Annotated in this window: 26 protein-coding genes and 2 tRNA genes; 11 read left to right on the top strand and 17 right to left on the bottom strand. The window is 69.4% G+C overall.

All coding sequences use genetic code 11. From position 1 onward, the window contains the following. Positions 1-25 precede the first annotated feature (25 nt). The 3 genes from LOK44_RS26430 to LOK44_RS26440 all read left to right on the top strand — a co-directional run bounded on the left by LOK44_RS26430 (position 26) and on the right by LOK44_RS26440 (position 1896). Complete coding sequence (locus LOK44_RS26430; RefSeq protein ID WP_237573059.1) at positions 26-787, top strand: SDR family oxidoreductase; 762 nt, start codon at positions 26-28, stop codon at positions 785-787. A gap of 25 nt (positions 788-812) precedes the next feature. Then, positions 813-1415: a sigma-70 family RNA polymerase sigma factor gene (locus tag LOK44_RS26435; protein WP_237573060.1), complete on the top strand. Its 603-nt coding sequence runs from the start codon at positions 813-815 to the stop codon at positions 1413-1415. A 73-nt stretch (positions 1416-1488) separates the two neighbouring features. Then, positions 1489-1896 carry a cupin domain-containing protein gene (locus LOK44_RS26440; RefSeq protein ID WP_237573061.1) on the top strand — a complete coding sequence of 136 codons (408 nt, stop codon included), beginning with the start codon at positions 1489-1491 and terminating at the stop codon, positions 1894-1896. Positions 1897-1907: 11 nt separating this feature from the next. Here LOK44_RS26440 and LOK44_RS26445 read toward each other — a convergent pair whose 3' ends face one another. Genes LOK44_RS26445 through LOK44_RS26455 form a run of 3 tightly spaced genes read right to left on the bottom strand, consistent with a single transcriptional unit; the run spans position 1908 to position 6456 of the window. Beyond that, positions 1908-2609 (bottom strand): HNH endonuclease family protein, encoded by a 702-nt coding sequence (locus tag LOK44_RS26445; RefSeq protein ID WP_237573062.1) that lies wholly within the window; start codon positions 2607-2609, stop codon positions 1908-1910. Then, entirely contained in the window at positions 2606-4834 is a 2229-nt protein-coding gene (recG, locus tag LOK44_RS26450) for an ATP-dependent DNA helicase RecG (protein ID WP_237573063.1), read from the bottom strand. The genes LOK44_RS26445 and recG overlap by 4 nt, the downstream gene beginning before the upstream one ends. Before the next feature lie 2 nt (positions 4835-4836). Further along, positions 4837-6456, bottom strand: coding sequence for a fatty acid kinase ATP-binding subunit FakA (locus LOK44_RS26455; RefSeq protein WP_237573064.1), 1620 nt, complete (start codon positions 6454-6456; stop codon positions 4837-4839). A 189-nt stretch (positions 6457-6645) separates the two neighbouring features. Here LOK44_RS26455 and rpmB point away from each other — a divergent pair, with 189 nt between their 5' ends. After that, complete coding sequence (gene rpmB / locus LOK44_RS26460) at positions 6646-6840, top strand: 50S ribosomal protein L28 (RefSeq protein WP_163918230.1); 195 nt, start codon at positions 6646-6648, stop codon at positions 6838-6840. Positions 6841-6943: 103 nt separating this feature from the next. Here rpmB and LOK44_RS26465 read toward each other — a convergent pair whose 3' ends face one another. Beyond that, the gene (locus tag LOK44_RS26465; RefSeq protein ID WP_237573065.1) at positions 6944-7627 is read right to left on the bottom strand and encodes a uracil-DNA glycosylase; all 684 of its coding nucleotides are present in this window, start codon (positions 7625-7627) and stop codon (positions 6944-6946) included. 24 nt (positions 7628-7651) lie between these two features. Continuing rightward, the gene (locus tag LOK44_RS26470) at positions 7652-8602 is read right to left on the bottom strand and encodes a thiamine-phosphate kinase (protein WP_237573066.1); all 951 of its coding nucleotides are present in this window, start codon (positions 8600-8602) and stop codon (positions 7652-7654) included. Between the two features lie 97 nt (positions 8603-8699). On the opposite strand from LOK44_RS26470, the gene LOK44_RS26475 reads away from it, so the two are divergent. Together LOK44_RS26475 and LOK44_RS26480 are read left to right on the top strand one after the other, a co-directional pair. Next, the gene (locus tag LOK44_RS26475; RefSeq protein ID WP_237573067.1) at positions 8700-8942 is read left to right on the top strand and encodes an Lrp/AsnC ligand binding domain-containing protein; all 243 of its coding nucleotides are present in this window, start codon (positions 8700-8702) and stop codon (positions 8940-8942) included. Positions 8943-8952: 10 nt separating this feature from the next. Beyond that, positions 8953-9528: a DUF3515 domain-containing protein gene (locus tag LOK44_RS26480; protein ID WP_237573068.1), complete on the top strand. Its 576-nt coding sequence runs from the start codon at positions 8953-8955 to the stop codon at positions 9526-9528. On the opposite strand, the gene LOK44_RS26485 is transcribed toward LOK44_RS26480, so the two are convergent. The 3 genes from LOK44_RS26485 to LOK44_RS26495 are packed head-to-tail and all read right to left on the bottom strand — an operon-like array spanning position 9525 to position 12743. Then, the gene (locus LOK44_RS26485; protein WP_237573069.1) at positions 9525-10628 is read right to left on the bottom strand and encodes a D-alanine--D-alanine ligase family protein; all 1104 of its coding nucleotides are present in this window, start codon (positions 10626-10628) and stop codon (positions 9525-9527) included. The genes LOK44_RS26480 and LOK44_RS26485 overlap by 4 nt on opposite strands. A gap of 25 nt (positions 10629-10653) precedes the next feature. Beyond that, positions 10654-11757 carry a cystathionine gamma-lyase gene (locus LOK44_RS26490; protein ID WP_237573070.1) on the bottom strand — a complete coding sequence of 368 codons (1104 nt, stop codon included), beginning with the start codon at positions 11755-11757 and terminating at the stop codon, positions 10654-10656. A 5-nt stretch (positions 11758-11762) separates the two neighbouring features. Next, a complete protein-coding gene (locus tag LOK44_RS26495; protein ID WP_249784215.1) occupies positions 11763-12743 on the bottom strand; it encodes an NAD(P)H-dependent glycerol-3-phosphate dehydrogenase in 981 nt (326 codons plus the stop codon). A gap of 53 nt (positions 12744-12796) precedes the next feature. Here LOK44_RS26495 and cofC point away from each other — a divergent pair, with 53 nt between their 5' ends. Genes cofC through mutT1 form a run of 3 tightly spaced genes read left to right on the top strand, consistent with a single transcriptional unit; the run spans position 12797 to position 16688 of the window. After that, positions 12797-13510, top strand: coding sequence for a 2-phospho-L-lactate guanylyltransferase (cofC, locus tag LOK44_RS26500; RefSeq protein WP_372481328.1), 714 nt, complete (start codon positions 12797-12799; stop codon positions 13508-13510). A gap of 36 nt (positions 13511-13546) precedes the next feature. Next, a complete protein-coding gene (locus LOK44_RS26505) occupies positions 13547-15724 on the top strand; it encodes an RNA degradosome polyphosphate kinase (RefSeq protein WP_237573072.1) in 2178 nt (725 codons plus the stop codon). Between the two features lie 37 nt (positions 15725-15761). Beyond that, on the top strand, positions 15762-16688 hold the full coding sequence (mutT1, locus tag LOK44_RS26510) for an 8-oxo-(d)GTP phosphatase MutT1 (protein ID WP_237573073.1): 927 nt from the start codon (positions 15762-15764) through the stop codon (positions 16686-16688). A 94-nt stretch (positions 16689-16782) separates the two neighbouring features. Here the strand turns inward: mutT1 and LOK44_RS26515 are convergent, their stop codons facing one another. From LOK44_RS26515 to leuC, 3 genes are all read right to left on the bottom strand, one after another. After that, positions 16783-17442, bottom strand: coding sequence for an HU family DNA-binding protein (locus LOK44_RS26515; RefSeq protein WP_237573074.1), 660 nt, complete (start codon positions 17440-17442; stop codon positions 16783-16785). A gap of 202 nt (positions 17443-17644) precedes the next feature. Continuing rightward, complete coding sequence (leuD, locus tag LOK44_RS26520; RefSeq protein WP_237573075.1) at positions 17645-18238, bottom strand: 3-isopropylmalate dehydratase small subunit; 594 nt, start codon at positions 18236-18238, stop codon at positions 17645-17647. 8 nt (positions 18239-18246) lie between these two features. Further along, positions 18247-19680 carry a 3-isopropylmalate dehydratase large subunit gene (gene leuC, locus LOK44_RS26525; RefSeq protein ID WP_237573076.1) on the bottom strand — a complete coding sequence of 478 codons (1434 nt, stop codon included), beginning with the start codon at positions 19678-19680 and terminating at the stop codon, positions 18247-18249. Between the two features lie 74 nt (positions 19681-19754). On the opposite strand from leuC, the gene LOK44_RS26530 reads away from it, so the two are divergent. After that, a complete protein-coding gene (locus LOK44_RS26530) occupies positions 19755-20456 on the top strand; it encodes an IclR family transcriptional regulator (protein WP_237573077.1) in 702 nt (233 codons plus the stop codon). Positions 20457-20510: 54 nt separating this feature from the next. Here the strand turns inward: LOK44_RS26530 and LOK44_RS26535 are convergent. From LOK44_RS26535 to LOK44_RS26550, 4 genes are all read right to left on the bottom strand, one after another. After that, positions 20511-20583 (bottom strand) — tRNA-Glu (locus LOK44_RS26535). A gap of 61 nt (positions 20584-20644) precedes the next feature. Beyond that, positions 20645-20719, bottom strand: a tRNA-Gln gene (locus LOK44_RS26540). Between the two features lie 121 nt (positions 20720-20840). After that, positions 20841-22325 (bottom strand): glutamate--tRNA ligase, encoded by a 1485-nt coding sequence (gene gltX / locus LOK44_RS26545; RefSeq protein WP_237573078.1) that lies wholly within the window; start codon positions 22323-22325, stop codon positions 20841-20843. After that, the gene (locus LOK44_RS26550) at positions 22325-23110 is read right to left on the bottom strand and encodes a fumarylacetoacetate hydrolase family protein (protein ID WP_163918246.1); all 786 of its coding nucleotides are present in this window, start codon (positions 23108-23110) and stop codon (positions 22325-22327) included. The genes gltX and LOK44_RS26550 overlap by 1 nt, the downstream gene beginning before the upstream one ends. Positions 23111-23225: 115 nt before the next feature. Here LOK44_RS26550 and LOK44_RS26555 point away from each other — a divergent pair, with 115 nt between their 5' ends. Then, positions 23226-24452, top strand: a complete 1227-nt coding sequence (locus LOK44_RS26555) for an MFS transporter (protein WP_237573079.1) — start codon at positions 23226-23228, stop codon at positions 24450-24452. On the opposite strand, the gene LOK44_RS26560 is transcribed toward LOK44_RS26555, so the two are convergent. Then, entirely contained in the window at positions 24405-25052 is a 648-nt protein-coding gene (locus LOK44_RS26560) for a hypothetical protein (RefSeq protein ID WP_237573080.1), read from the bottom strand. The genes LOK44_RS26555 and LOK44_RS26560 overlap by 48 nt on opposite strands. Beyond that, entirely contained in the window at positions 25025-25483 is a 459-nt protein-coding gene (locus LOK44_RS26565) for a MarR family winged helix-turn-helix transcriptional regulator (protein ID WP_237573081.1), read from the bottom strand. The genes LOK44_RS26560 and LOK44_RS26565 overlap by 28 nt, the downstream gene beginning before the upstream one ends. Between the last annotated feature and the right edge of the window lie 52 nt (positions 25484-25535).

Raw genomic sequence — 25535 nt, forward strand, 5'->3', positions numbered from 1 at the left:
GATTTCGGACACTCGGAGGATCACCATGAAGATCGTCGTCATCGGCGGTACGGGGCTCATCGGCTCCAAGGTCGTCGCATTGCTCGCAGAGCAGGGACACGACGTGGTCGCCGCGTCGCCGGCATCGGGTGTCGACACCCTGACCGGCGCAGGCGTCGCCGCGGTCCTCGTCGGTGCCGACGTCGTCGTCGACGTCTCGAACTCGCCGTCCTTCGAGGACGCTCCGGCGTGGGACTTCTTCACCACGGCCACGGGCAATCTGCTCGCCGCCGGTCAGGCCGCGGGCGTCTCCCACAACGTCACGCTGTCGGTGGTGGGCACCGACCGCCTGCAGGCCAGTGGCTACTTCCGCGCCAAGGCCGCCCAGGAGCGACTCGTCGCCGAGTCACCCGTCCCGTTCTCGATCGTGCGGGCCACTCAGTTCTTCGAGTTCGTCGGTCGCATGGCCGATTCGGCCACCGACGGCGACACCGTGCGGTTGTCGTCGGCCCGCTGCCAGCCGATGGCGGCCGACGACGTCGCCGCGGCGGTCGCACGCACCGCCGTCGGTGAGCCCTCGCGCACCATCGGCGAGGTAGCGGGCCCGGACCGGTTCCCGCTCGACGATCTCGTCCGGGCGGAACTCCGCGCACGCAACGACAGTCGCCGCGTCGTGACCGACGCCCAGGCGCCGTACTTCGGGGTCGTCTTGGACGACCACAGCCTGACCCCCGGACCGGACGCGGTGCTGGCCGCCACCCGCTACCCCAACTGGCTCGCGGCCAACGTTGCCGCGGCAGCGTTCTAGCGCCGCGGCGCGCGGGAACACGATCGTGACGGATTCCTATTCCACCGCAGGCGAAGTCGAGTCGGACGACGACCTGGCCGCACGCTTCGCCCGCGACGCCGCTCCCCTGTTCGATGCCCTCGCCCGGCGCGCACGTCGGCTCACCTACTGCGACGCCGACGCCGAAGACCTGCTGCAGGACACGCTTCTGCACGCATTCACGGGATTCCGGTCGTTTCGGGAGGGTACGAACCTCAAGGCCTGGCTCTTCCGCATCCTGCACAACCGGTGGGTCAGCACCCACCGGTACAGGGAGCGGCGCCCGACCGAAGTCCCCGTCGACGAGTCCGATGTCCTCGAGCTGGTCGACGGCGACACGCGGCGCCGGTCGGCCGAGACCGAGATCGTCGACGCCATGCCCGATGACGACGTCAGGGCCGCGCTCGCCACGCTGCCGGACGGGGTGCGGTCGGTCATGTACTACGCCGGCGTGCAGGGATACACCTACGCCGAGACCGCCGCCCTGCTGAACATTCCCGTGGGCACCGTGATGTCGCGGGTGTCCCGGGGCCGCCAGCGGCTGCGCATCGCCCTGGCCCACCGCGACCACCGGCCCCCGGAACCGATTGCCGAGCAGTGCAGTGCCTGAGGAGACGCGATTGCACGCGTGGTGTCACCGCCATCTGACCGACCCCGATCCACCCATGATGAGAGGAGCACGCATGTCCGAGAGGTACGACGCACACTGGGAGAGCGCGCTGACGGTTCTCCAGGAAGTGCAGCCGCCCTTCATCCCCGCGGACGCGCATGCGATGACCGTGACCATCGCCTACCCGGCGGGAAGCGCAGGCGCACCACCGCACCGCCATCCGAGCGGCCCGGCCTTCGGCTACGTACTGGAGGGCGAGATGCTGTTCGAACTCGAGGGCGAACCGCCGCGCGTCCTGTCCGCCGGCGAGGCCTTCTGGGAGCCGGGCGGAGACGTCATCCACTACTCCGACGCCAACAATCGCGACGACGTCGCGTGCCGCTTCGTGGTCACGATGCTCTGCGTCCCGGGTCAACCGATGCTGACGCTCGTCGACGAGGCGGAACTCGAAGCGCGCAAGCACCTTCGGGTGCCGAGGTGACGGCCCGACGCTCAGCCCACCGGGCAGGTGGCCGCGGCCTCGCGCAGCACCACGGCCGAACGCTGATCGATCGGTAGCGCGTAGCCGCGCAGCACCTCGGCGAACTGCACCGAATACTGGCACCAGAAGGCCCGATTCGGCGGCATCCAGTCGGCCGGTTCCGCATCGCCCTTGTCCTGGTTGATCGCACCGGCGACCGCGATCAGGTTGGCCGGATCGTTGGCGAAGCGCACCCGCAGGTCCTCGGGCCAGGCGAATGCGCCGAGATCCCATGCCAGCGCGAGCGGTACGAGGTGATCGATCTGCACTGCCGCACCCACCTGGTTGCCGCGCGTGAAGTCGATCACCGCGTTGGAGTACGGATCGTGCAGCACACCGGTCGCAACCGCGGTGGGGCACCGCTTGATCGACACGTAGGTCTTCTCGATCAGGTCCCGGTCGAGGATGTCGTTGCGGGTGTCGCAGCCGTTGCGGCCACCGGGTGCACTGGTGTCGTCGGTCCACGACTCACCGAACGCCGCCCTGCGGTAGTCGTGGGCGCGGACGCGCACCGGTATCTCGACGACGCCGGCCAGCACGTCGACGCCCGGCGCCACGGTCGGTACGTCGGCGCGCGCGATGAACGGCGCGTCCTGCCGCGCCGCCGACGTGACCTGGACGGCGACGAGGACCGCGATCGCGACACCCGCCGCCAGCCAAGCGACCCGCTTCACGCCTTGTCCAGGTACTCGACGGCCTCGGTGGCCACGAACGGCGCTGCGAGGGTCTCGACTCCGCGGTGTTCGACGAGGCGCGGGTCGGTCTCGTACACGTGCTCGGCGAATTCACGGGCGGCTTCGATGATGCTGCGGTGTTCAGCCAGTGACAGCATCTTCAGCGTGATCGGCCGCCCGCTCTGGGTCAGCCCGAGCACGTCACCCTCGCGGCGTTCGGCCAGATCGAGGTCGGCGAGTGCGAACCCGTCGAGAGTGGACGCCACCGCCTTGAGCCGCGCACCGGCCTTCGACGCCTCGGGCAGGTTGGTGACGAGCAGGCAGACGCTGGGGTGCTGGCCGCGGCCGATGCGTCCCCGCAACTGGTGCAGCTGACTGATGCCGAACCGGTCGGCGTCCATCACGACCATCACCGTCGCGTTGGGAACGTCGACGCCGACCTCGATCACGGTGGTGCACACCAGGACGTCGATCTCCCCCGCCCGGAACGCCGTCATCACCGCGTCCTTCTCATCACCCGACAGGCGGCCGTGCATGAGCCCGAGACGCAGCCCGGCCAACTCGCCCCGGCTCAGCCCGTCGAGCAATTCGAGCACCGTCATCGCCGGCGGGCCAACCTGGGCGGCACCGTCCTTCTCCGACTCGTCGATGCGCGACGCAACGACGTAGGCCTGCCGTCCCGCGGCGACCTCCTCGCGCACCCGCTGCCAGGCCCGGCCCAGCCACTTCTTGTGCCGCTCCTCGCGGGTGAAGATGGCGGTGGTCGAGATCGGCTGACGCCCCCTGGGCAGTTCGCGCAGCGTCGACGTCTCGAGGTCGCCGTAGACGGTCAACGCCACCGTGCGTGGGATCGGCGTGGCCGTCATCACCAGCAGGTGCGGGGTGATTCCGTCGCTGGCCTTGGCACGCAACCGATCTCGCTGGTCGACGCCGAAGCGGTGCTGCTCGTCGACGACGACGAGACCGAGGTTCTGGAACTCGACCGAGTCCTGGATCAGCGCGTGCGTGCCGATGACGATGCCCGCCGCTCCGCTGGCGATCTCCTGGCGCACCTGCCGCTTCTGCGGCGCGGTCATCGAACCGGTCAGCAGCGCCACCCTGGTGCCGTCGTCGTCACCGCCCAGTTCACCGGCCATCGCGAGCGGCCCGAGGACGTCGCGGATCGACCGGGCATGTTGTGCCGCAAGCACTTCCGTTGGTGCGAGCAGCGCGCACTGGTACCCGGCGTCGACCATCTGCGCCATCGCGATCACCGAGACGATCGTCTTGCCCGACCCGACCTCGCCCTGCAGCATGCGGTGCATGGGCGTGGTCGAGGCCAACTCGGCGGTCAGCACCTCGAGGACCTCACGCTGACCGGCGGTCAATTCGAACGGCAGCCGTCGGCGCAGCGCCGCCGCGATCCCCCCGTCCCACACCGGCGCGATCGGACCCGTCGCGGCGAGATCGCCGTGCCTGCGCAGCATCAGCGCCCACTGAAGACCGACGGCCTCGTCCATCGCCAGGCGCTCGCGGGCGCGGTCGCGGTCGCCCTCGTTCTCGGTCAGGTGGATCGCGCGCAGCGCCTCGTCCTCGGAGAACAGATAGAACTGGTCCTTGAGGGACTGGGGCAGCGGGTCGTCGACGGAGTCGAGGACGTCGAGGACCTGTCGGATGCACGCGTAGACGTCCCAGCTCTGGACCTTCGCCGTCGCCGGATAGATGGGGAAGAAGTCACGCTCGAACGCCGACAGGTCGACCTCGCCGTCGTCCGTCGTCGAGGCGACCTTGGCCAGCGACTTGGACCCCTTCCCCGCCTGCGGGCCCTCGAGGATGAGGAACGCGGGGTGCGTGAGCTGCAGCGCGTTGCGGAAGTAACCCACCACGCCGCTGAGCATCAGCCGGGTGCCCACCGTGAGGGTCTTCTTGGTGTACCTCGCGTTGAAGAAGGTGGCAGTCACCTTCGGGTGCCGGCCGGCCAGCGTGATGACCAGGAACTCGCGCTTGGGTTGCCTGTTCGTCCACTTCGCCTCGGCCTTCTCGATCACGTCGACGAACGTCACGTGGTCGCCCTCCCGGAGAAACGGTGGAGACTCGCCCTCCTCCAGGATGGTGGCGCCCTTGCTGTAGGCACGCGGGTAGTGGCGCAACAGGTCGTCGACGGTCACCAGACCGAGATGCTCCTCGAGCGGCTTCGCGGACTTGGCGCCGATCACGTGGACGAGGCGGTCGGTCAGCGCTGCCATGGCTACTCCACTCCGATCAACAGCACGTCACCCCGGTGACCGGTGTGATAGGTGACCAGTTCGGCGCCCAAGTGCTCCCGGTGGACGTGGTCGCGCAGCGCCTCCCCGACGCTCTCGTCGACGTCGGCACCGGTCAGCACCGTGACCAGCTCGCCGCCGGAGAGCAACAGCAGGTCGATCAGACCGGCCCCGGCGGTGGCGACGTCGGCGCCGACGATCAGCACCTCGTCGCCCGCGATGCCGAGGCCGTCGCCCGGGCGGCAGGTACCCGCCCAGGTCAGCGCTTCCTCGGTGGCCACCCGCACCGAACCGTGCCGGGCGCTCGCGGCGGCGCGCGCCATCGTGTAACCGTCGTCGACCGCGGCACGGGCGGGATCGTGCACCGCCAGCGCGGCGAGTCCCTGCACCATCGACCCCGTCGGCACCGGGACGACGTCGATGCCGCGGTCGATCGCCGCCGTACAGCCCGCCACGAGTTCCTCGGCGGCTACGTAGCCGTTGGGGAGCACCATCACCTGACCGGCGCCGGCGTCGACGAGCGCGCGCAGCAGATGCTGGGCCCGCACCGGCGAGTCGGCCTCGGGTACGACGACCGTGGCGCCCTCGCCCGCGAACAGTTCGCGAGCGCCGCCGCCGTCGACGACCGCCAGCACCGCCCGGTCGCGTGCCGCCCGGCCGGGCTGTGGCCGCAGCCCCGTGGACAGCGCGGTGATCTGGACGCGGCTGAGCGCACCGAGATCAAGCGCGGCTTCGACGGCGCCGCCTGCATCGTCGGCGTGGACGTGCACCGAGTAGTGCTCGCCGCTGCCCGACGAGGCGATGGCGACGGAGTCGCCGAGTCGTTCGAGGCGCGCCCGCAACGTCTCGACCGCGGCGTGGTCGCAGCCCGCGAGCAGATACATCACCTCGAATTGCGGCGGTGTCGCGTCGGCGGTGATCGCCCCGACTGCCGCGGGTTCGTAGCGCCTGCGGTGCGGTGCGTCCCCGGTCAGCACCTCGGTCATGGCGTCGAACAGGACGAGCAGGCCGCGCCCGCCCGCGTCGACCACGCCGGCCTCGGTGAGGACGTCGAGTTGGTCGCGGGTGTGGTCGAGCGCCACTGACGCGGCGTCGGACGCGGCGCGCAACGCCGTGACCAGATCGGGCGCCTCCGCGTGCTCCTCGGCGGCGCCTGCCGCAGCTTGCAGAACCGACACGATGGTGCCGGGGACGACCTCGCCGACCGACACCGCGATCAGGCCGACGGCGTGGCGCAGCGCGGCGCCGAACGTCGCGGCGTCGATGACCGTGAGGTCGCCGCAGCGCTGATCAGCGGCATCGGCGGTCACCTCGGCCAGGCCGCGCAGGATCTGCGAGAGGATCACCCCGGAGTTGCCGCGCGCACCGTGCAGGGCGCCTTCCGACAGCGCGCTCGACACCGCGACGACGTCCGCCGAGACGCCAGGCTGGTCGGCAGCGGTGGCGGCCGAACGCATGGTGAACAGCATGTTGGTGCCCGTATCGGCGTCGGCGACGGGGAACACGTTGAGCCGGTTGATCTCGTCGGCGTGAGCGCTCAGGCCGTCGACCGCGGCGTGCGCCCAAACTCGCAGGGTGGTCCCGTCGAGCACAGCAGCCGACATCCCACCTCCAACCGTTCTCGGTGGCCGCAAGCCTAGCCACTCGCGCCGACAGCACCCTGCGCTGATCCGCTCGTGGATGCCATTTTGGTGATCGCCGCGGCTGCCGGTATTCTGGTCGGGTTGTCGGATCGAGTCGCCGCGGGTCGCGGCGGAGTTCCAGACCCCCAAGTACTGATTGAGGAGTTTTCCATGGCTGCCGTATGCGATGTCTGCGCAAAGGGCCCCGGCTTCGGCAAGTCGGTTTCGCACTCCCATCGCCGGACCAGCCGCCGCTGGAACCCGAACATCCAGACGGTGCGCGCCGTCGACCGTCCCGGTGGCAACAAGCGGCGGATCAACGTCTGCACGTCGTGCCTCAAGGCCGGCAAGGTCTCCCGGGGCTAGTCCCAGGGCCTAGGCCCGACCCACCCTTACCGCCGAGACTGCGGCGAGATCGCCTTTCCACGCTGAATCGCGATCTGCCAGCAGTCTCGGCGGCTTTTGGCGTCTAGGGCAGCTGCCAGTCGATGGGCTCGGCGCCCAGTTCGGCGAGCAACTCGTTGGTCCGGCTGAACGGCCGGGACCCGAAGAATCCTCGCGACGCCGACAGCGGCGACGGATGCACCGACTCGATGGTGCGGCACCGCTCACCGGTCAGCATGGGCTTGAGCGTTGCGGCGTCGCGTCCCCACAGCACCGCGACGAGCGGCTGCGGGCGTCCGACGAGCGCGCGGATCGCGCATTCGGTGACCGCCTCCCAGCCCTTGCCGCGATGCGACGCCGGTGTGCCGGGGCGCACCGTCAGCACCCTGTTGAGCAGCATCACCCCGCGCTGCGACCACGGCGTCAGATCACCGGTCGAGGGCGCCGGATGTCCGAGATCGGTGGCGTACTCCTTGAAGATGTTGTCCAAGCTGCGCGGGATCGGCCGCACGTCGGGTGCCACCGAGAAGCTCAGCCCCACGGCGTGCCCGGGCGTGGGATAGGGGTCCTGTCCCACGATGAGCACGCGCACCGCGTCGAACGGAAACGTGAACGCGCGCAACACGTTCTCTCCCGCGGGGAGGTAGCGCTCCCCCGCTGCGATCTCCGAGCGCAGGAATTCGCCCATCGCACCCACCTGCTCGGCGACGGGCTCCAGCGCACGGGCCCAGCCCGCCTCGACGATCTCACTCAGGGGACGGGCAGCCATGACGAATGAACCTAGCCGACGGCTCTAGAAGGACTGCCAGCCCGACACCCCGCCCCAGGCCGCGCCGTCGACGAGGACCCGGGCGGGTCCGTCGACCACCGTCCCGATGACCTGCCAGCCGTCCGGCGCCGACGTCGGGAACGTGGCGACGAGCGCGTGGTCCTCGCCGCCGCCGAGCACCCATGCCCACGGGTCGCCGCCGGTCGCGGCGGCCGCCGCGAGCAACGCGTCGTGCGCACCGGACAGCGACGACGTCGACACGTCGATGCCGACCCCGGATGCCTGGGCCACGTGCCCCAGGTCGGCGATCAGCCCGTCGGAGACGTCGGTCATCGCGGTGGCACCCGCGTCGGCCGCGGCCGGACCCTGGCCATAGGCCAATTCGGGCACCACGTGGCTCCCCCGCAGCTCGTCGAAACCGCGAACATCGTTGCGCCACAGGTCGAATCCCGCGGCAGACCGTCCGAGGCCGCCTACCACCGCGAGCACGTCACCGGGCCGGGCGCCACCGAGCAGCACCGGCGCCCGCCCGCCCAGGTCACCCAGCGCCGTCACCGAGATCACCCATTGCGGGGCAGCGACCAGGTCCCCGCCCACGATGCCCGCGCCGGTACGCGCCGCCTCCGCCCACATGCCGTCCGACAGCGCCGTCGCGGCCTCGGCCGCGGTGTCGCCGGGTGCCCCGAAGCCGACCACGAAGGCCGTGGCCGTCGCGCCCATCGCCTCGATGTCGGCGGCGTTCTGCGCGATCGCCTTTCGGCCGACGTCGTAGGGGGTGGACCAGTCGAGCCGAAAGTGCCTGCCCTCGACGAGCATGTCGGTCGAGACGACCACCCGCCCGTCGCCGGTGACCACGACGGCGGCATCGTCACCGGGACCCACCGCCACGGTGGCCGGTTGCGTGCGGCCCGCGACCAATCCGTCGATGACGGCGAACTCGCCGAGCCCGGCGAGCGTGGGCCGCTCCTCGCTCATCCGCGTGCTCCGTTCGTGCCCTGAACCCCGCCGCCACCTGCGGTACCTTTGGGCCCTGCGGCGCCGAGTCTATGCAGCGAGACGGAGGAGACACCGGGTGGTCGAGGCTTTCATGCTGATCCAGACCGAGGTGGGGCGCGCCGAGGTGGTGGCCAAACAGCTGGCCGGTCTGGCCGGCGTGCTGTCGGCCGAGTACGTGACCGGCCCGTATGACGTCGTGGTGCGGATCGGCGCCGGAACCCTCGACGAACTGAAGGCCACCGTCGTGCCGAGCGTGCAGAAGGTCGCGGGAATCACTCGCACCCTGACCTGTCCCGTCGCCGGAGCAGCGCAGTCCTAGCATTGCTCGGGTGACCGACCCCGAGCCACTCGACGAACCCGACGGCCCTCCCCGCGGTTTCCTGATCGCCGCTCTGGCCGTGGCGGCCGCCGCCGTGATCGGGCTGCTGGTGGTCGCCGCCCTCCGGGAGTCCCCTGAGACGCCGCAACCCGTCGCGCTGGCCACCATGCCGGCACCGCAGGCGGGTGGCGACGAGTGCCGGGCACTGCTCGACGCGCTACCGGGTGACCTCGGCGAGTATCGCCGTGCCACCCTCGTCGAACCCGCCCCGGCCGGTGCTGCGGCGTGGCAGGCCGACACCGGCGCCGAGGCGTCTGCGAACTCGAGTCAGGAGGCCGTCGTCCTGCGCTGCGGTCTCGACCGCCCGGTGGACTTCGTCGCGGGCGCTCCGGTACAGGTGGTCGACGCCGTCAGCTGGTTCCGGGTCGGTGAGCAGGGCCGCAGCACCTGGGTGACCGTCGACCGCCCCGTGTACGTCGCACTGACGCTGCCCGACGGTTCGGGTCCGTCGCCCATCCAGGTGGTCTCGAAGGCGGTGGCGGCCACGATGCCCGCCGTGCCGATCAACGCGGCACCGGTCGGCTAGCGCAAACCAGTCCCGCGGGCAATCGCCGTCTCGACCATGGTGGACAGCAGCGTTGGGTAGTCCACGCCGCTGGCCGCCCACATCCGCGGGTACATCGAGATGGTGGTGAAGCCGGGCATGGTGTTGATCTCGTTGATCACCGGTCCGTCGTCGGTGAGGAAGAAGTCGACGCGGGCCAGCCCTTGGCAGTCGATCGCCCGGAACGCGCGGATCGCGAGTCGGCGGATCTCGTCGGCGACGTCGTCGTCGACCTTGGCGGGTACGTCGAGTTCGGCGGCGTCGTCGAGGTACTTGGTCTCGAAGTCGTAGAAGCCGTCTTCGCGGCCACGCACGCCGGCGACCCGGATCTCGCCGACGGTGCTGGCTTCGAGCGAGCCGTCCGGGAATTCGAGCACGCCGCATTCGAGTTCCCGGCCGGGTACTGCGGCCTCGACGATGACCTTCGGGTCGTGTCGGCGGGCCCCGTCGATCGCCATGGGCAGCTGATCCCACGCGGTGACGCGGCTGACGCCGATCGAGGATCCGCCGCGCGCGGGCTTGACGAACACCGGCAGGCCGAGTCGTTCGCGGTCGGAGAGTTCGACGGTGGGCTCACCGGGGCGGAGCACCACCTGGTCGCCGATCGGCAGCCCCTCGGCGGCGAGCAGCTTCTTGGTGAACTCCTTGTCCATCCCGGCGGCGCTGGCCAGGACGCCGGCGCCGACGTACGGCACGCCCGCCATCTCGAGCAGCCCCTGGATGGTGCCGTCCTCGCCGTACGGCCCGTGCAGGACGGGGAACACGACGTCGACGGCCGCGAGCAGCTCACCGGCACCGTCTTCGAGTGACAGCAGTTGGCCGCGACGGGCGGGATCGGCGGGCATGGCGAGTTCGGTGCCCGAGGACCCGCTCACGGCGGGCAGCCGGCCGTCGGTGATGGCCAGCGTCTCGGGACGTCCGTCGGTGAGCACCCAGGACCCCTCCGGCGAGATGCCGACCGCGACCACTTCGAAGCGTTCGGGGTCGAGATTGCGCAGGATGCTGCCTGCGGAGACACACGAGATCGCGTGTTCGGAGCTGCGTCCGCCGTAGACGACGGCGACTCGGGTGCGGGCAGTCACAGTCTGAAGAGGCTACGGGACAGCATCAACTGAGCGCCTCCTCTATATCGGCGAGCAGGTCGTCGGTGTCCTCTATCCCCATCGACAGCCGGGCGAATCCGGGGCTGACGGGGTCGCCCCACCTGGCCCTGCGGTCGACCGAGGTGTGGATGCCGCCGAAGCTGGTGGCAGCCACCAGCAGGTCGCTCCGCTCGACCAGCGCGTGGACGGCCGCGGCGTCGGCGAGTTCGACGGCGACCAGTCCCCCATAGCGCTTCATCTGGATCGTGGCCACCTCGTGCGCCGGGTCCTGCGGCAGCCCCGGGTAGCGCACGCCGCGGGCCGCGGGATGGCCGCGCAGCATCAGGGCGACCGCCATCGCGTTCTGGCACTGCCGGTCGACGCGCAGCCCGGCGCTGCCCAGACTGCGCAGGGCGAGCCACGCCTCGAACGGCCCGAGGATGGCGCCGGCGAGCAGCCTCTCGCGTTCGACGCTGGCCATCAGGTCGGGCCTGCTGCCCGCGACGTACCCGAGGACGAGGTCGCTGTGGCCGGACAGGCCCTTGGTGGCGCTGGCCACGACGAGGTCGGCGCCGAGCGACAACGGTTGCTGTCCGAACGGCGTTGCAGCGGTGTTGTCGACCACCAGGACCGACCCGCGTCCGCGGCACACCGACGCGAGCCGGTGCAGATCCACCACGTCCAGCGTCGGGTTGACCGGCGACTCCGCCAGGACGACGTCGGCGTCCGCGGCTGCCGCGCACATGTCGTCCGCGACGGCCTCGACGATCGTAATGCCGAGTGGGGCAAGGCTTTCCGTGGCATAACGGCGCGTCTGATAGTACCCGTCGGCCGGTACGACGAGTGTCATGCCGGGACGCAGGAGAACCCGCAGGGTCGAGGTGATCGCCGCCATGCCCGACGCGAAGGCGCACGCCGAGGTCGCCCCCTCCAGTTCGGCGAGCGCCGACTCGAGCCGTCGCCAGGTGGGGTTGGAGGCACGGCCGTAGAAGTCGATCGGTGCGGACTCGTCGGTCGAGAGGTGGTAGGCGGCCGCCGGAACGGGCGGCGGCGTGACGGGCTCGCCCGCGACCGCGGGCGCGCCCGAGGCCTTCACGCTCCTGGTCGAGTCGCCGTAGTGGCCGTCCACGGCTGCTACTCCGGCTTCGTGCTGCGGCCCAGCAGCAGCGCGACCGCCGATTCGACGGACAGACCCCGGTGGCACACCCGGTGCACGGCGTCGGTCAGCGGCATCTCGACGTCGTAGCTCGACGCCAGCGCGAGCACCGACTGAGACGACGTCACGCCCTCGGCGACGTGGCCTCCCCCTGCCGCCAGTGCCGTCTGAATCGTCCCGCCCTTGCCGAGGCGTTCGCCGAACGCCCGGTTGCGCGACTGCGGTGACGTGCAGGTCGCCACCAGATCGCCGACGCCGGCCAGCCCCGCCAGCGTGGCGCCCTTGGCGCCCAGCGCGATTCCCAGCCGCATGATCTCGGCGAGACCGCGGGTGATGATGGCCGCGGCGGTGTTCTCCCCCAGCCCGACACCGGCCGCCATGCCGCACGCCAGCGCGATGACGTTCTTGCAGGCGCCGCCGATCTCCGCCCCGATGACGTCGGCGTTGGTGTACGGCCGCAAATAGCCGGTGGACAACGCGCGCTGCAGTGCGACCGCGCGTCCCGAATCGGTGCACGCCACGACCGTCGCGGCAGGCTGCTCGTCGGCGATCTCGCTCGCGAGGTTCGGCCCGGTCACCACCGCGATGCGGGCCGGGTTGGCGTTGGTGACCTGTTCGATCACCTGGCTCATGCGCAGCAGGGTGTCGAGTTCGATGCCCTTGGCGACGCTGACCAGCGTCGCCTCGTGGTCGATGTGCCCCGCCCAGCCCTCGAGATTGGCGCGCAACGTCTGCGACGGCACGGCAAGCAGAACGGTGCAGGCGCCGGTCAGCGCCTCGCGGGCATCGCTGGTGGCCCGGATGGTCTTCGGCAGCTCGGCGTCGCCGAGACGGCTCGCGTTGCGGTGGGTCTCGTTGATCTCCTCGGCGAGTTCGGAGCGCCGCGCCCACAGCGTGACGTCGTTACCCGCGTCCGCCAGGACCTTGGCCAGTGCCGTGCCCCAGGCACCAGCACCCATTACCGCCGCGTTGACCACGGGAACAAATCTAGCCCCAGCTCGTTGCTCTTCGCGTGAGCGCTCACCGCAGCCCTGCTGCTGGCAGGATGGCAGGCATGAGCGGCAACCCGGCCCGCCCCTCGACCGACGTCGGGCTGATCATCGCGGTCAAGCGGCTCGCCGCGGCGAAGACCAGGCTCGCCCCGATGTTCCCCGCCCCCTCGCGGGCCGCGCTGGTGCTCTCGATGCTGGCCGACACGATCACCGCTGCCTCCGCCGTGCCCGCCATCACGTCGATCACCGTGGTCACCCCCGACGATCTGGCGGCCGACGCGGCCCGGGACGTCGGCGCCCGCGTGCTGGCCGATCCGACGCCGGCCGGTCACCCGGATCCGCTCAACGCAGCGCTGCGGGCCGCGGAGGTGTACGTACGAAAAACGGCGGGCAACGTCGCGGTGCTCCAAGGTGACCTCCCCGCCCTGCAGCCGCGCGAATTGGCGCAAGCACTTTCGGCCGCGCGCGCCAACGAACGCAGCTTCGTCAGCGATCGTCACGGCACCGGTACCGCCGCACTGTTCGCGTTCGGCGTTCCACTCGATCCTCGGTTCGGCCCGAAATCGACACGGCGACACGCCGATTCGGGTGCGGTGGCGCTCACCAGGGAGTGGCCGGGGCTCCGGTGTGACATCGACACCCCGGACGACCTCGCCGCCGCGCTGCGGCTCGGCGTGGGCATCGCGACCAAGCAGACGGTCGCCGACATCGAGGCTCCCGACACCGACCGGTGACCTCTGCCGCCTAGCAGAGGCGCCCGCCGATGGTGGATGATCTGTTGTGTGACCGAATCCGAGACTCGAACAGCTGACTCCGAGTGGACGTCGGGAAACACGAGGCCCAACGTGCCACCGGCGGCCACGCCCGGTGTGGCCGACCCGAACCAGCCCGAACCGCTGCCCGACGATCGCTACCTCAACCGCGAACTGAGTTGGCTCGACTTCAACGCCCGGGTACTCGCGCTGGCCGCGGACCCGTCGCTACCGCTGCTCGAGCGCGCCAAGTTCCTGGCGATCTTCGCCTCGAATCTCGACGAGTTCTACATGGTGCGCGTCGCGGGCCTCAAGCGTCGCGACGAGATGGGGCTGTCGGTGCGCTCGGCGGACGGACTCTCCCCGCGTGAGCAGTTGCGTCGTATCGGCGAGCGCACGCAGCAGATCGCGACCCGGCACGCCAGCGTGTTCGGCGAACTCGTCCGGCCCGCCCTTGCCGAGCGCGGCATCGTCATCGTGACGTGGAGCGAACTCGACGACTACGAGCGCGAGAGGCTGTCTACCTACTTCCACGAGCAGGTGTTCCCGGTCCTCACGCCGCTCGCAGTCGACCCCGCACATCCGTTCCCCTTCGTTAGCGGGCTGAGCCTGAACCTGGCGATCACCGTCAAGCTCCCCGACGACGGGACCCAGCACTTCGCGCGAATCAAGGTGCCCGACAACGTGGACCGCTTCGTAGAGCTGCGGGCTCGCGACGACGACGGCGGCGGCGTCCGGTTCCTCCCCATGGAGGAACTGATCTCGGCATTCCTCGACGTGTTGTTCCCGGGCCTGGAAATCGTGGAGCACCATGCCTTCCGGATCACCCGCAACGCCGACTTCGAGGTCGAGGAGGACCGCGACGAGGATCTGCTGCAGGCCCTCGAGCGCGAGTTGGCACGCCGCCGGTTCGGTTCCCCCGTACGTCTCGAGATCGCAGGCGACATGACCGAGAACATGCTCGAGTTGCTGCTGCGCGAACTCGACGTGCATCCCGGCGACGTGATCGAAGTGCCGGGTCTGCTCGATCTGTCGGCGCTGTGGCAGGTGTACGGCGTCGATCGGCCCGAACTCAAGGACCCGCCGTTCGTGCCCGCCACCCCACCGGCGTTCGGCGAACGCGAGACTCCCAAGAGCATCTTCTCCACGCTGCGCGACGGCGACGTCCTGGTGCACCACCCGTACGACTCGTTCTCGACCACCGTGCAGCGCTTCATCGAACAGGCGGCCGCCGACCCGAATGTGTTGGCGATCAAGCAGACCCTTTACCGCACGTCGGGCGACTCGCCGATCGTCAGCGCGCTGATCGACGCCGCCGAGGCAGGCAAGCAGGTCGTCGCGCTCGTCGAGATCAAGGCCCGCTTCGACGAGCAGGCCAACATCAAGTGGGCGCGCGCGCTGGAGCAGGCGGGCGTACACGTCGTCTACGGGCTGATAGGACTCAAGACGCACTGCAAGACGTGTCTGGTCGTGCGCCGCGAGGGATCCACGATCCGGCGCTACTGCCACATCGGAACGGGCAACTACAACCCGAAGACCTCTCGCCTGTACGAGGACGTGGGCCTGCTCACCGCATCGCCGGACATCGGCGCCGACCTCACCGATCTGTTCAACTCGCTGACGGGCTACTCGCGCAAGGTGTCCTACCGCAACCTGCTCGTCGCTCCCTATGGCGTGCGCAGGGGAATCGTCGAACGCATCGAGCGTGAGATCGCCGCCCACCGCGACGGTGCGGACGCCCGAATTCGACTCAAGGCCAACGCACTGGTCGACGAGCAGGTCATCGACGCGCTCTATCGCGCGTCGCAGGCGGGCGTCCGGGTCGAGGTGGTCGTCCGCGGGATCTGCGCATTGCGGCCCGGCGTGGAGAACTTCTCGGAGAACATCGTCGTGCGTTCGATCCTCGGCCGATTCCTCGAGCACTCGCGAATCATTCACTTCCGCGCCATCGACGAGTTCTGGATCGGCAGTGCCGACATGATGCATCGTAATCTCGACCGCCGCGTCGAGGTGATGGCACAGGTCAAGGATCCGAGGCTGTCGTCGCAACTGGACGACGTCTTCACCTCCGCCATGGATCCCGCCACCAGGTGCTGGGAGCTCGGCGCCGACGGACGCTGGACCGCCCTGCCGAACGAGGGTGAGACGGTGCGCGATCATCAGGTGTCACTGATGGAGCGCCATCGTCACCACTGAGGCGTCCGTGTTCCTCTGATGACCTGCAGGAGTTGAGGTGTCGAAGAAGAGTCCGACGTCCAGCAAGGGCGACGGCCGCCAGACGGTGCTCGCCGCCGGGGCCGTGCTGTGGCGCGACGACCGCGATGGAGCGCTCGAGGTCGCCGTCGTCCACCGCCCGCGGTACGACGACTGGTCGCTGCCGAAGGGCAAGGTCGACCCGGGCGAGACCGAGCCGATCGCGGCCGTGCGCGAAGTCGAGGAGGAGACCGGTTTCGACGCGGAACTCGGCAGGCGGTTGGCGTCGATCTCCTATCCCATCGAGCAGGGCACCAAGAAGGTGCGGTACTGGGCCGCGCGTGCGGTGGGGGGCGAGTTCGAGCCGAATGACGAAGTCGACCAGCTGCTGTGGCTGCCCGTCGGCGACGCGATGAAGCGACTGCAGTACCCGCACGACCGGAAGGTGCTGCGCCGCTTCGCCAAGCACCCGGCCGACACCCGCACCGTGCTGATCGTGCGGCACGGCGTGGCCGGCAGCAAGTCGCGGTACAAGGGTGACGACCGCAAGCGGCCCCTCGACAAGAAGGGCCGCGCTCAGGCGGAATCACTGGTCGGGCAGCTGCTGGCGTTCGGCGCAACCGATCTGTACGCCGCGTCGCGCACGCGCTGTCATCAGACGCTCGAGCCGTTGGCGCAGGAGTTGGGCGTACCCATCTCCGACGAGCCGACGGTGACCGAGGAGGCCTACGCCGAGGATCCGGACGCGGGACGCCATCGCGTCATCGAGATCGCGAAGAGCGGCGCGACGCCCGTGATCTGCACGCAGGGCAAGGTGATTCCCGACCTGATCGCCTGGTGGTGCGACCGCGACGGGGTGAAGCCCGACAAGTCGCGTAACCGCAAGGGCAGCACGTGGGTGCTGTCACTGGCCGACGATGCCCTGGTCTCGGCCGATCACATTGGCAGCCCCCTGGCGACGGCCTAGCTCGGAACGCAGCCCGACCGCATACGCGAAACGCGCCGTGGATCCGAGGATCCACGGCGCGCTCGCTGCCCGAATCGGGCCGTGATGCTGGGTGTTACTTGCGGCCCCGCTTGGCGGGAGCCTTCTTGGCGGCCGGAGCCTTCTTGGCCGGTGCGGCCTTCTTGGCGGCCGGAGCCTTCTTGGCCGGTGCGGCCTTCTTGGCGGCCGGAGCCTTCTTCGCCGGTGCGGCCTTCTTGGCGGCCGGAGCCTTCTTCGCAGGCGCAGCAGCCTTCTTGGCAGCCGGAGCCTTCTTCGCAGGCGCAGCAGCCTTCTTGGCAGCCGGAGCCTTCTTCGCAGGCGCAGCAGCCTTCTTGGCAGCCGGAGCCTTCTTCGCAGGCGCAGCAGCCTTCTTGGCGGCGGCCTTCTTCACAGCGGTCTTTCGGGCCGGCGCAGCGGTCGCACCACGCTTGACGGCGGGGCCGTCAGCCGGGAGCTTCTGCGAGCCGGACACGACGGCCTTGAACTGAGCACCGGGGCGGAACGCGGGAACGGATGTCGGCTTGACCTTGACGGTCTCGCCGGTGCGCGGGTTGCGCGCCACCCGGGCCGCGCGGCGGCGCTGCTCGAACACGCCGAAGCCCGTGATCGTGACGCTGTCGCCCTTGTGGACGGCACGCACGATGGTGTCGACGACGTTTTCAACGGCGGCAGTTGCCTGCCGACGGTCTGTGCCCAACTTGTCCGTGAGGACATCGATGAGCTCTGCCTTGTTCATGCAAAACCTCCGGAGCCAGTGGTCCACTTTGAACCGACTAATGCCCACGGTAAACCCTCGTGCTGCAGATATCCAAGAGCCACGCCCAATTTCGGAGATTGCTGGGGCTGCTTTCGGAATCCGATTGCCCCACATGGGCTGTGGTACGCCAGTCCTAGAACTGGGTTGCGGAGCGGCTGTTTCGGCTCCGCCGGGCCCCGATTCAGGCGTTGATCGTGCGCGGCTTCCAGCTCGGCCTGGCCTCTTCGTAGGCCTCGATCTCAGCCTGTTTCCGCAGCGTAAGGCCTATATCGTCGAGACCTTCGAACAGCCGCCATGCGGTGTAGTCGTCAATCGTGAACGGCACCACCACCGTTCCTGCGGTCACGGTCCGATCCCGTAGGTCCACAGTGAGTTCCAGCCCTGGATTCTGCTCGATGAGCTTCCACAGCAATTCCACATCGTCTTGAGCGACTTCGGCCGCCAGAAGACCCGACTTGCCCGCGTTGCCGCGGAAGATGTCGGCGAATCGCGACGAGATCACGACTCGGAAGCCGTAGTTCATCAGCGCCCAGACCGCGTGCTCCCGGGACGAGCCGGTGCCGAAGTCGGGCCCCGCCACCAAGACCGAACCCCGGTCGAAGGGCGACAGGTTGAGGATGAACGCCGGGTCGTTGCGCCATGCGGCGAACAGCCCGTCCTCGAAACCCGTTCGGGTGACCCGCTTGAGGTACACCGCGGGGATGATCTGGTCGGTGTCGACGTTGGTCCGGCGCAGCGGGACCCCGATACCGGTGTGGGTGTCGAATGAATCCATCAGATCTCCTAGCGGCTCGAGACGGGGGCCAAGTCGGCCGGTGAGGACAGGGTGCCGCGCACGGCCGTCGCCGCGGCGACGGCCGGGGAGACGAGGTGGGTGCGGCCGCCCTTGCCCTGTCGTCCTTCGAAATTGCGGTTCGACGTCGACGCGCAACGTTGGCCCGGCTCCAGTTGATCCGGGTTCATGCCGAGGCACATCGAGCAGCCGGCCTGGCGCCACTCGGCGCCCGCGGCGGTGAACACCTCGCCGAGACCCTCGGATTCGGCCTGGGCGCGAACGCGCATCGAACCGGGGACCACCAGCATCCTGACCCCGTCGGCGACCTTGCGGCCCTCCAAGACCTCGGCGACCACGCGCAGATCCTCGATGCGGCCGTTGGTGCAGGAACCGACGAACACCGTGTCGACGGCCACTTCGCGCATCGGCATACCCGCACGAAGGTCCATGTACGCCAATGCCTTCTCGGCGTTCTGCCTCTCGCCCTCGTCGAACATCAGTTCCGGATCCGGCACGGCGTCCCCGAGCGGGACCCCCTGCCCGGGGTTGGTGCCCCAGGTGACGAACGGGCTCAGCGAGGCCGCGTCGATGTAGACCTCGGTGTCGAATTCGGCGCCCTCGTCGGTGCGCAACTGCTTCCACGCCTGCACCGCCGCGTCCCAGTCGGCGCCGGTGGGTGCGTGCGGACGGCCGCGCAGGAACTCGAACGTGGTCTCGTCCGGAGCCACCATGCCTGCGCGGGCGCCTGCCTCGATGCTCATGTTGCAGATCGTCATGCGACCCTCCATCGACAGCGATTCGATGGCGCTGCCGCGGTATTCGATGACGTGCCCCTGCCCGCCGCCCGTGCCGATCTTGGCGATGACGGCGAGGATGACGTCCTTGGCGCTGACGCCGGGGGGCAGCTCCCCGTCGACGTCGACGGCCATGGTCTTGAACGGGCGCAGCGGAAGTGTCTGCGTGGCAAGCACGTGCTCGACCTCCGAGGTGCCGATGCCCATCGCGAGCGCGCCGAACGCACCGTGGGTGGAGGTGTGGCTGTCGCCGCACACGACCGTCATTCCGGGCTGCGTCAGTCCGAGCTGCGGCCCGATGATGTGCACGATGCCCTGTTCGACGTCGCCCATCGGGTGCAGGCGGATGCCGAATTCCTTGCAGTTGCGCCGCAACGTGTCGACCTGAGTGCGCGACACCGGGTCCGCGATCGGCTTGTCGATGTCGATAGTCGGCACGTTGTGGTCTTCGGTCGCGATCGTGAGATCGGGCCTGCGGACCGGACGCCCGGCCAGCCGGAGGCCGTCGAAAGCCTGTGGGCTGGTGACCTCGTGGACGAGGTGCAGGTCGATGTAGATCAGGTCGGGCTCGCGGGCGGCGCCTTCGCCTCCGCCGGTGACGACGACGTGGTCGGCCCACACCTTCTCGGCCATGGTGCGTGGAGTCATGACGTTCAATTCCTTCGGGCGACCCGCAGGTGAAGGGCTGGCAATCTCACGATGCGGGAAGCTAGTATCTCCCTGTGAGACAGGATAGCGGCATCGGCGTTCTCGACAAAGCCGTGGGGGTGTTGCACTCGGTGGCCGAGTCCCCCTGCGGCCTCGCCGAACTCTGCGAGCGCACCGGCCTCCCGCGCGCCACCGCCCATCGACTGGCCGCGGGCCTCGAGGTGCACCGACTACTGGCCCGCGATGCCGAGGGCCGGTGGCTGCTGGGCCCTGCGGTGACCGAGCTGGCCGGCCACGTCGACGATCCGCTGCTGGCGGCCGGAACCGTCGTGCTCCCCCGCCTGCGCGAGATCACCGGTGAGAGCATCCAGCTCTACCGCCGCGAGGGCACCTCACGCGTCTGCGTGGCGGCGCTCGAACCGCTTGCCGGGCTTCGCGACACCGTCCCCGTCGGAACCCGTCTGCCGATGACTGCGGGCTCGGGAGCCAAGGTCCTGCTGGCCTACAGCGACGCGGCGACGCAGCAGGCCGTGCTGCCTCAGGCCAAGTTCACCGACCGGACGCTGGCCGAGGTGCGCAGGCGCGGATGGGCCCAGAGCGCCGCGGAGCGCGAGCCGGGTGTGGCGAGTGTCTCGGCTCCAGTGCGCGACGGCCGGGGCGCCGTCGTCGCGGCCGTGTCGGTCTCGGGCCCCATCGACCGCATGGGCCGCAGGCCGGGCGCGCGCTGGGCGGCGGACCTGCTCGCGGCCGCCGAGGCGCTCACGCGCCGGCTGTAGAGCCGTAACGACGAAAGCGCCCGGTCCGTGTGGACCGGGCGCTTTCGCGTGTTGTACCCCCGATGGGATTCGAACCCACGCTACCGCCGTGAGAGGGCGGCGTCCTAGGCCGCTAGACGACGGGGGCTAGAACTAATTCGCGACGGTCAGCATATCTCAGGGACGATTGCTGACCTAATCGCTTCGGTTGGCTGGGGTACCAGGACTCGAACCTAGAATGGCGGTACCAGAAACCGCTGTGTTGCCAATTACACCATACCCCACTGGCTGCCCAAGACCGCTGGTCAGAGGCACATTTCGAAGCTCGTCACGTCGCGGTGGCCACCGCGTGCGCGCCGTTCTCCGGCCGACAGGCAGACTACCAAAGATTCTCGGGCCTCAATCTCACGCCTCCCCGCCGGCGTACTCGCGGCCTGCTCGCAGCCGGTCGAGACTGCGCTCACGGCCCAACAACTCGAGCGACTCGAACAGCGGCGGGCTGATCGAGGACCCCGTGGCCGCCACCCGGATCGGGCCGAACGCCTTGCGCGGCTTCAGTTCGAGACCGTCGATCAACGCCGACTTCAGCGCCTCCTCGATCGCGGGCGTGGTCCACTCGCCAACGGACTCCAGCGCTGCCACCGCGGCGTCGAGTACCGCGACCGCCTCGGGACGCAACTCCTTGCCCGCCGACTTCTCGTCGAGTCCAAACGATGCATGGTCGAGGAACTTCAACAGGCCCCAGGCGTCGCCGAGCACCACGATCCGGGTCTGCACCAGCTCGGCGGCCGTCGCGAACCCGGCATCGTCGAGTCCGGTGTCGTGGCCATGCGCCACGAAGTAGTCCCGCAGGCGTGCGGTGAAGTCCTCGACCGGCAGCAGCCTGATGTGCTCGGCGTTGATCGCGTCGGCCTTCTTCTGGTCGAAGCGCGCCGGGTTGGAGTTGACGTTGCGGACGTCGAACGCCGCGACCATCTCGTCGAGGCTGAACAGGTCGTGGTCGTCGGCGATGCCCCACCCGAGCAGCGCCAGATAGTTGAGCAGCCCTTCGGGAATGAATCCGCGGTCGCGGTGCAGGAACAGATTCGACTGCGGGTCGCGCTTGGAGAGCTTCTTGTTGCCATCGCCGAGCACGCTCGGCAGATGTGCGAACTCCGGGACGCGTTCGGCGACGCCGATCCGGATGAGCGCTTGGTACAGCGCAATCTGGCGCGGGGTGGACGGCATGATGTCCTCCCCGCGCAGCACGTGGGTGATCTTCATCAGCGCGTCGTCGACCGGGTTGACCAACGTGTAGAGGGGGTCTCCGCTGGCGCGGGTGATCGCGAAGTCCGGCACCGTGCCCACCGGGAAGCTCACCGGGCCGCGTACCAGGTCGGTCCACCCGATGTCCTGATCGGGCATCCGCAACCGGAGTACGGGCTTGCGTCCCTCGGCGGCGAACGCCGCCCGCTGCTCGTCGCTCAGCGTGCGGTCGTAGTTGTCGTAGCCCAGCTTCGGGTTTCGGCCCGCGGTGACGTGTCGCGCCTCGACCTCCTCGGGCGTCGAGTAGGCCTCGTAGACCTCGCCGGCTTCGAGCAGCCGGGCGATCACGTCGCGGTAGATCTCGCTGCGCTCGGACTGTCGGTACGGCGGATACGGCCCGCCGACTTCGGGGCCCTCGTCCCAGTCGAGACCGAGCCACCGCAGCGCATCGAGGATGGCTGCGTAGCTCTCGGCGCTGTCACGGGCCGCGTCGGTGTCCTCGATGCGGAAGACGAAGGTGCCACCGGTGTGCCGCGCATAGGCCCAGTTGAAGAGGGCGGTGCGGACCAGCCCGACGTGGGGAGTTCCGGTGGGCGACGGGCAGAACCGGACGCGGACCGGCGTCGTGCGTTCGTTGTCCGACATCACTTCGCCTTGCGGACAACGGGGTTGGACAGCGTGCCGATGCCCTCGACGGTGATGGCGACGGTGTCCCCGTCCTCGATCGGACCGACTCCCTCGGGCGTACCGGTGAGGATCAGATCGCCGGGCAGCAGTGTCATGACCGCAGAAACCCACTCCACGATGGCGCCGACGTCGTGGATCATCAGCGAGGTGTTGCTGCTCTGGCGCACAGTGCCGTTGACCTCGGTGCGCAGATCGAGGTTGAAGGGGTCGACGTCCGTCTCGATCCACGGCCCGACCGGGCAGAAGGTGTCGTGACCCTTGGCCCGCATCCACTGCCCATCCTTGCGCTGCTGGTCTCGCGCCGACACGTCGTTGGCGATCGTGTAACCGAGGATGTTCTCCGCCGCGCGGGCTGCGGGCACGTCCTTGCACGGCCGCCCGATGACGATGGCGAGTTCGCCTTCGTGGTGCACCGGATTCGCGTCGGCGGGCAATTGGATCGGCACGTTCGGTCCGATGATGGCCGTGTTGGGCTTGAGGAAGATCACCGGGTCCTCGGGAGCCACTCCCCCCATCTCCTCGGCGTGGGCGGCGTAGTTCTTGCCCATGCAGATGATCTTGCTCGCGAGGATCGGCGCGAGCAGCCGCACGTCGGCCAAGGGCCAGGACCTGCCCGTGAACTCGGGTGTGCCGAACGGATGCTCGGCGAGTTCACGCGCCGTCGCGCCGTCGGGGGTGGTGACGTCTCCTTCGATGGTGACGAAGGCGACACCGTCGGGACTAGCGATTCGACCTAGGCGCATTCGACCAGCTTAATCGCCGGTATGCCGTGCCGGACGACGGGTCCGCAGCTCAGTGAATCTCATCATTCGGGATCACTATTCAGCATGCTGGGATCGCCGTGCGACGATGGCAGCCATGACCGCCAGCTCCATCGGAACCACCCGACGGTGGTCGATGCTGGCGATCGGCCTGGCCGCGACGTTGTGCGCCAACGTGTTCATCAACGGCGTGGCCTTCCTCATCCCGACGCTGCACCGAGACCGTGGTCTCGATCTCGCGGAAGCGGGCCTGGTGTCGTCACTGCCGAGCTTCGGCATGGTCGTCACGCTCATCGCCTGGGGCTGGGTGGTCGACCGGCTCGGTGAACGTTTCGTGCTCGCCGTCGGGTCGGCACTCACGGCGGCCGCCGCATTCGCCGCGGCGTCAACGAGTTCACTGTTCGCCGTCGGCGCCTTCCTGTTCCTTGGCGGTATGGCCGCAGCGGGCAGCAACGCGGCGAGCGGGCGCCTCGTCGTCGGGTGGTTTCCGCCGCACCAGCGGGGTCTCGTCATGGGGATCAGGCAGACGGCTCAGCCGCTCGGAGTAGGAGTCGGCGCGCTGGTGATGCCGCAACTGGCCGAATCCCGCGGTATCGCAGCCGCTCTGCTCTTCCCCGCCATCGCGTGCGCGGTGGCCGCCATCGTCAGCGCCGTCGGCGTCGTCGACCCGCCGCGGCCACCGCGCGCCGAGGCGCCGACCGGGGATCTGGTCAATCCGTACCGCGGATCCTCGACACTCTGGCGGATCCATGCCGCCTCGGTGCTGCTCGTCATACCCCAGGGCGTGCTCTGGACGTTCACGCTGGTGTGGCTGATGACCGACCGCGGGTGGTCGGCCGCATCTGCGGGCGCGATGGTCACCGCGGCCCAAGTGCTCGGTGCCGCAGGCAGGATCGCCGCGGGCCGCTGGTCGGACAAGGTGGGTTCACGTCTGCATCCGGTGCGCACGATCGCGATCGGCGCCGCGATCGCCATGGGGCTGTTGGCGCTGACCGATCTACTGGGTTCGCCGGTGTCGATTGCGGTGATGGTGGTCGCGTCAGTGATCACGGTGTCCGACAACGGATTGGCGTTCACCGCGATAGCCGAGATCGCGGGGCCGTTCTGGAGCGGTCGCGCACTCGGCACCCAGAACACCAGTCAACTGTTCGCGACGGCGGTGGCGCCGCCGGCGTTCGGCGCGCTGATCGCCGCGGCCGGCTTCCCGCTGGCTTTCGCGTTGTGCGCGGTGTTCCCGCTGCTGGCCGTTCCCCTAGTCCCGGTCGGCCGGGATCCGCTACGCGCGCTCGATGCTGCCCCACCGCCGACGGGGCCGCGGACCTAGCGGCAGCAGTGCGGCCGCCAGGAAGCACAGCGCGCCGACGAACGTGCCTGCGTTGGCAAGCGCCTCGTCGGCCGTGACGCCGGACGCGCGGACGAACGCTCCGAGCGCGCTCAACCCGAACGCGACGCAGCCCGCCATGTTGATCCACGTCGACTGCCAGTCAGTCGATCTCGGCCGCCAGGCGCCCGCCCCGGCGGTGAGCGCGGCGACGCCGAGCACCCCGCTGACGAGGAATGCCACCGAGCCGGCGGCATCCGGCGCCCAGACCAAGCCGCGTTCGGCGATCGCGCGGTGCGCCCAGACCGAGGCGCCCGTGCTGACGTTGAACAGCACGGTACCGACGAATTGCGTTGCGGCAGATTGCCATTGCAGGCTTCCCTCGGGACCTGACCGCACCAGCTGAACCCACGCGGCGCTGGTGAAGAACCAGGACCCCACGAAGCACAGCGCATTGGCTGCCGTCTCCCCCGCGGCGTCGGCGAGGCCGGGTGCGGTGGCGAGAGCGAAGAACGCCGAACCGACGGCGAACAGCCAGCACTGATGGGTCAGCGTGACCGCTGCGCGCAGCCGGGTCACGACGCCTCGAGGTTCTCCGCGCACCGGGCCAACGATTCACACAATCGATCTCGCGCGAGATCGGTCAACCCGTTCAGCATCGACTCCTCGACCGAGAGGACGGCATCGTGACTGGCGGTCAGGCGCGTGCGGCCGGCGTCCGTGAGCGCCAACGCCGTGGTGCGACCGTGGGTCTGCGTCGTCGCGTTGCGGATGAGGCCCGCGGTGCGCAGGCCCGCGAGCAGGTCCTGCAGCGACTGCCGGGTGACGAAGCAGAGCCTTGCCAACTCGGCCGCCGACGCATCGGGATGGTCGGCCAGTGCGCGCAACGCCACGTACTGCGCCATGGACAGGCCGGTCGGACGCAGTGCGGCGTCGCACTGCCGCCGCAGCGACTGCTGTACTCGCTTGATCAGATAACCCGCGCCCGCCTCGACGTCTGGCTTCGACTTCGGCTTCGGCTCCAACACGGACATGACAGGAACCTTACATCGGGTCTACCATCGTCGGTGTAAGGAACCTGACAGA

Source organism: Mycolicibacterium lacusdiani, assembly GCF_021916785.1.
GTDB lineage: Bacteria > Actinomycetota > Actinomycetes > Mycobacteriales > Mycobacteriaceae > Mycobacterium > Mycobacterium lacusdiani.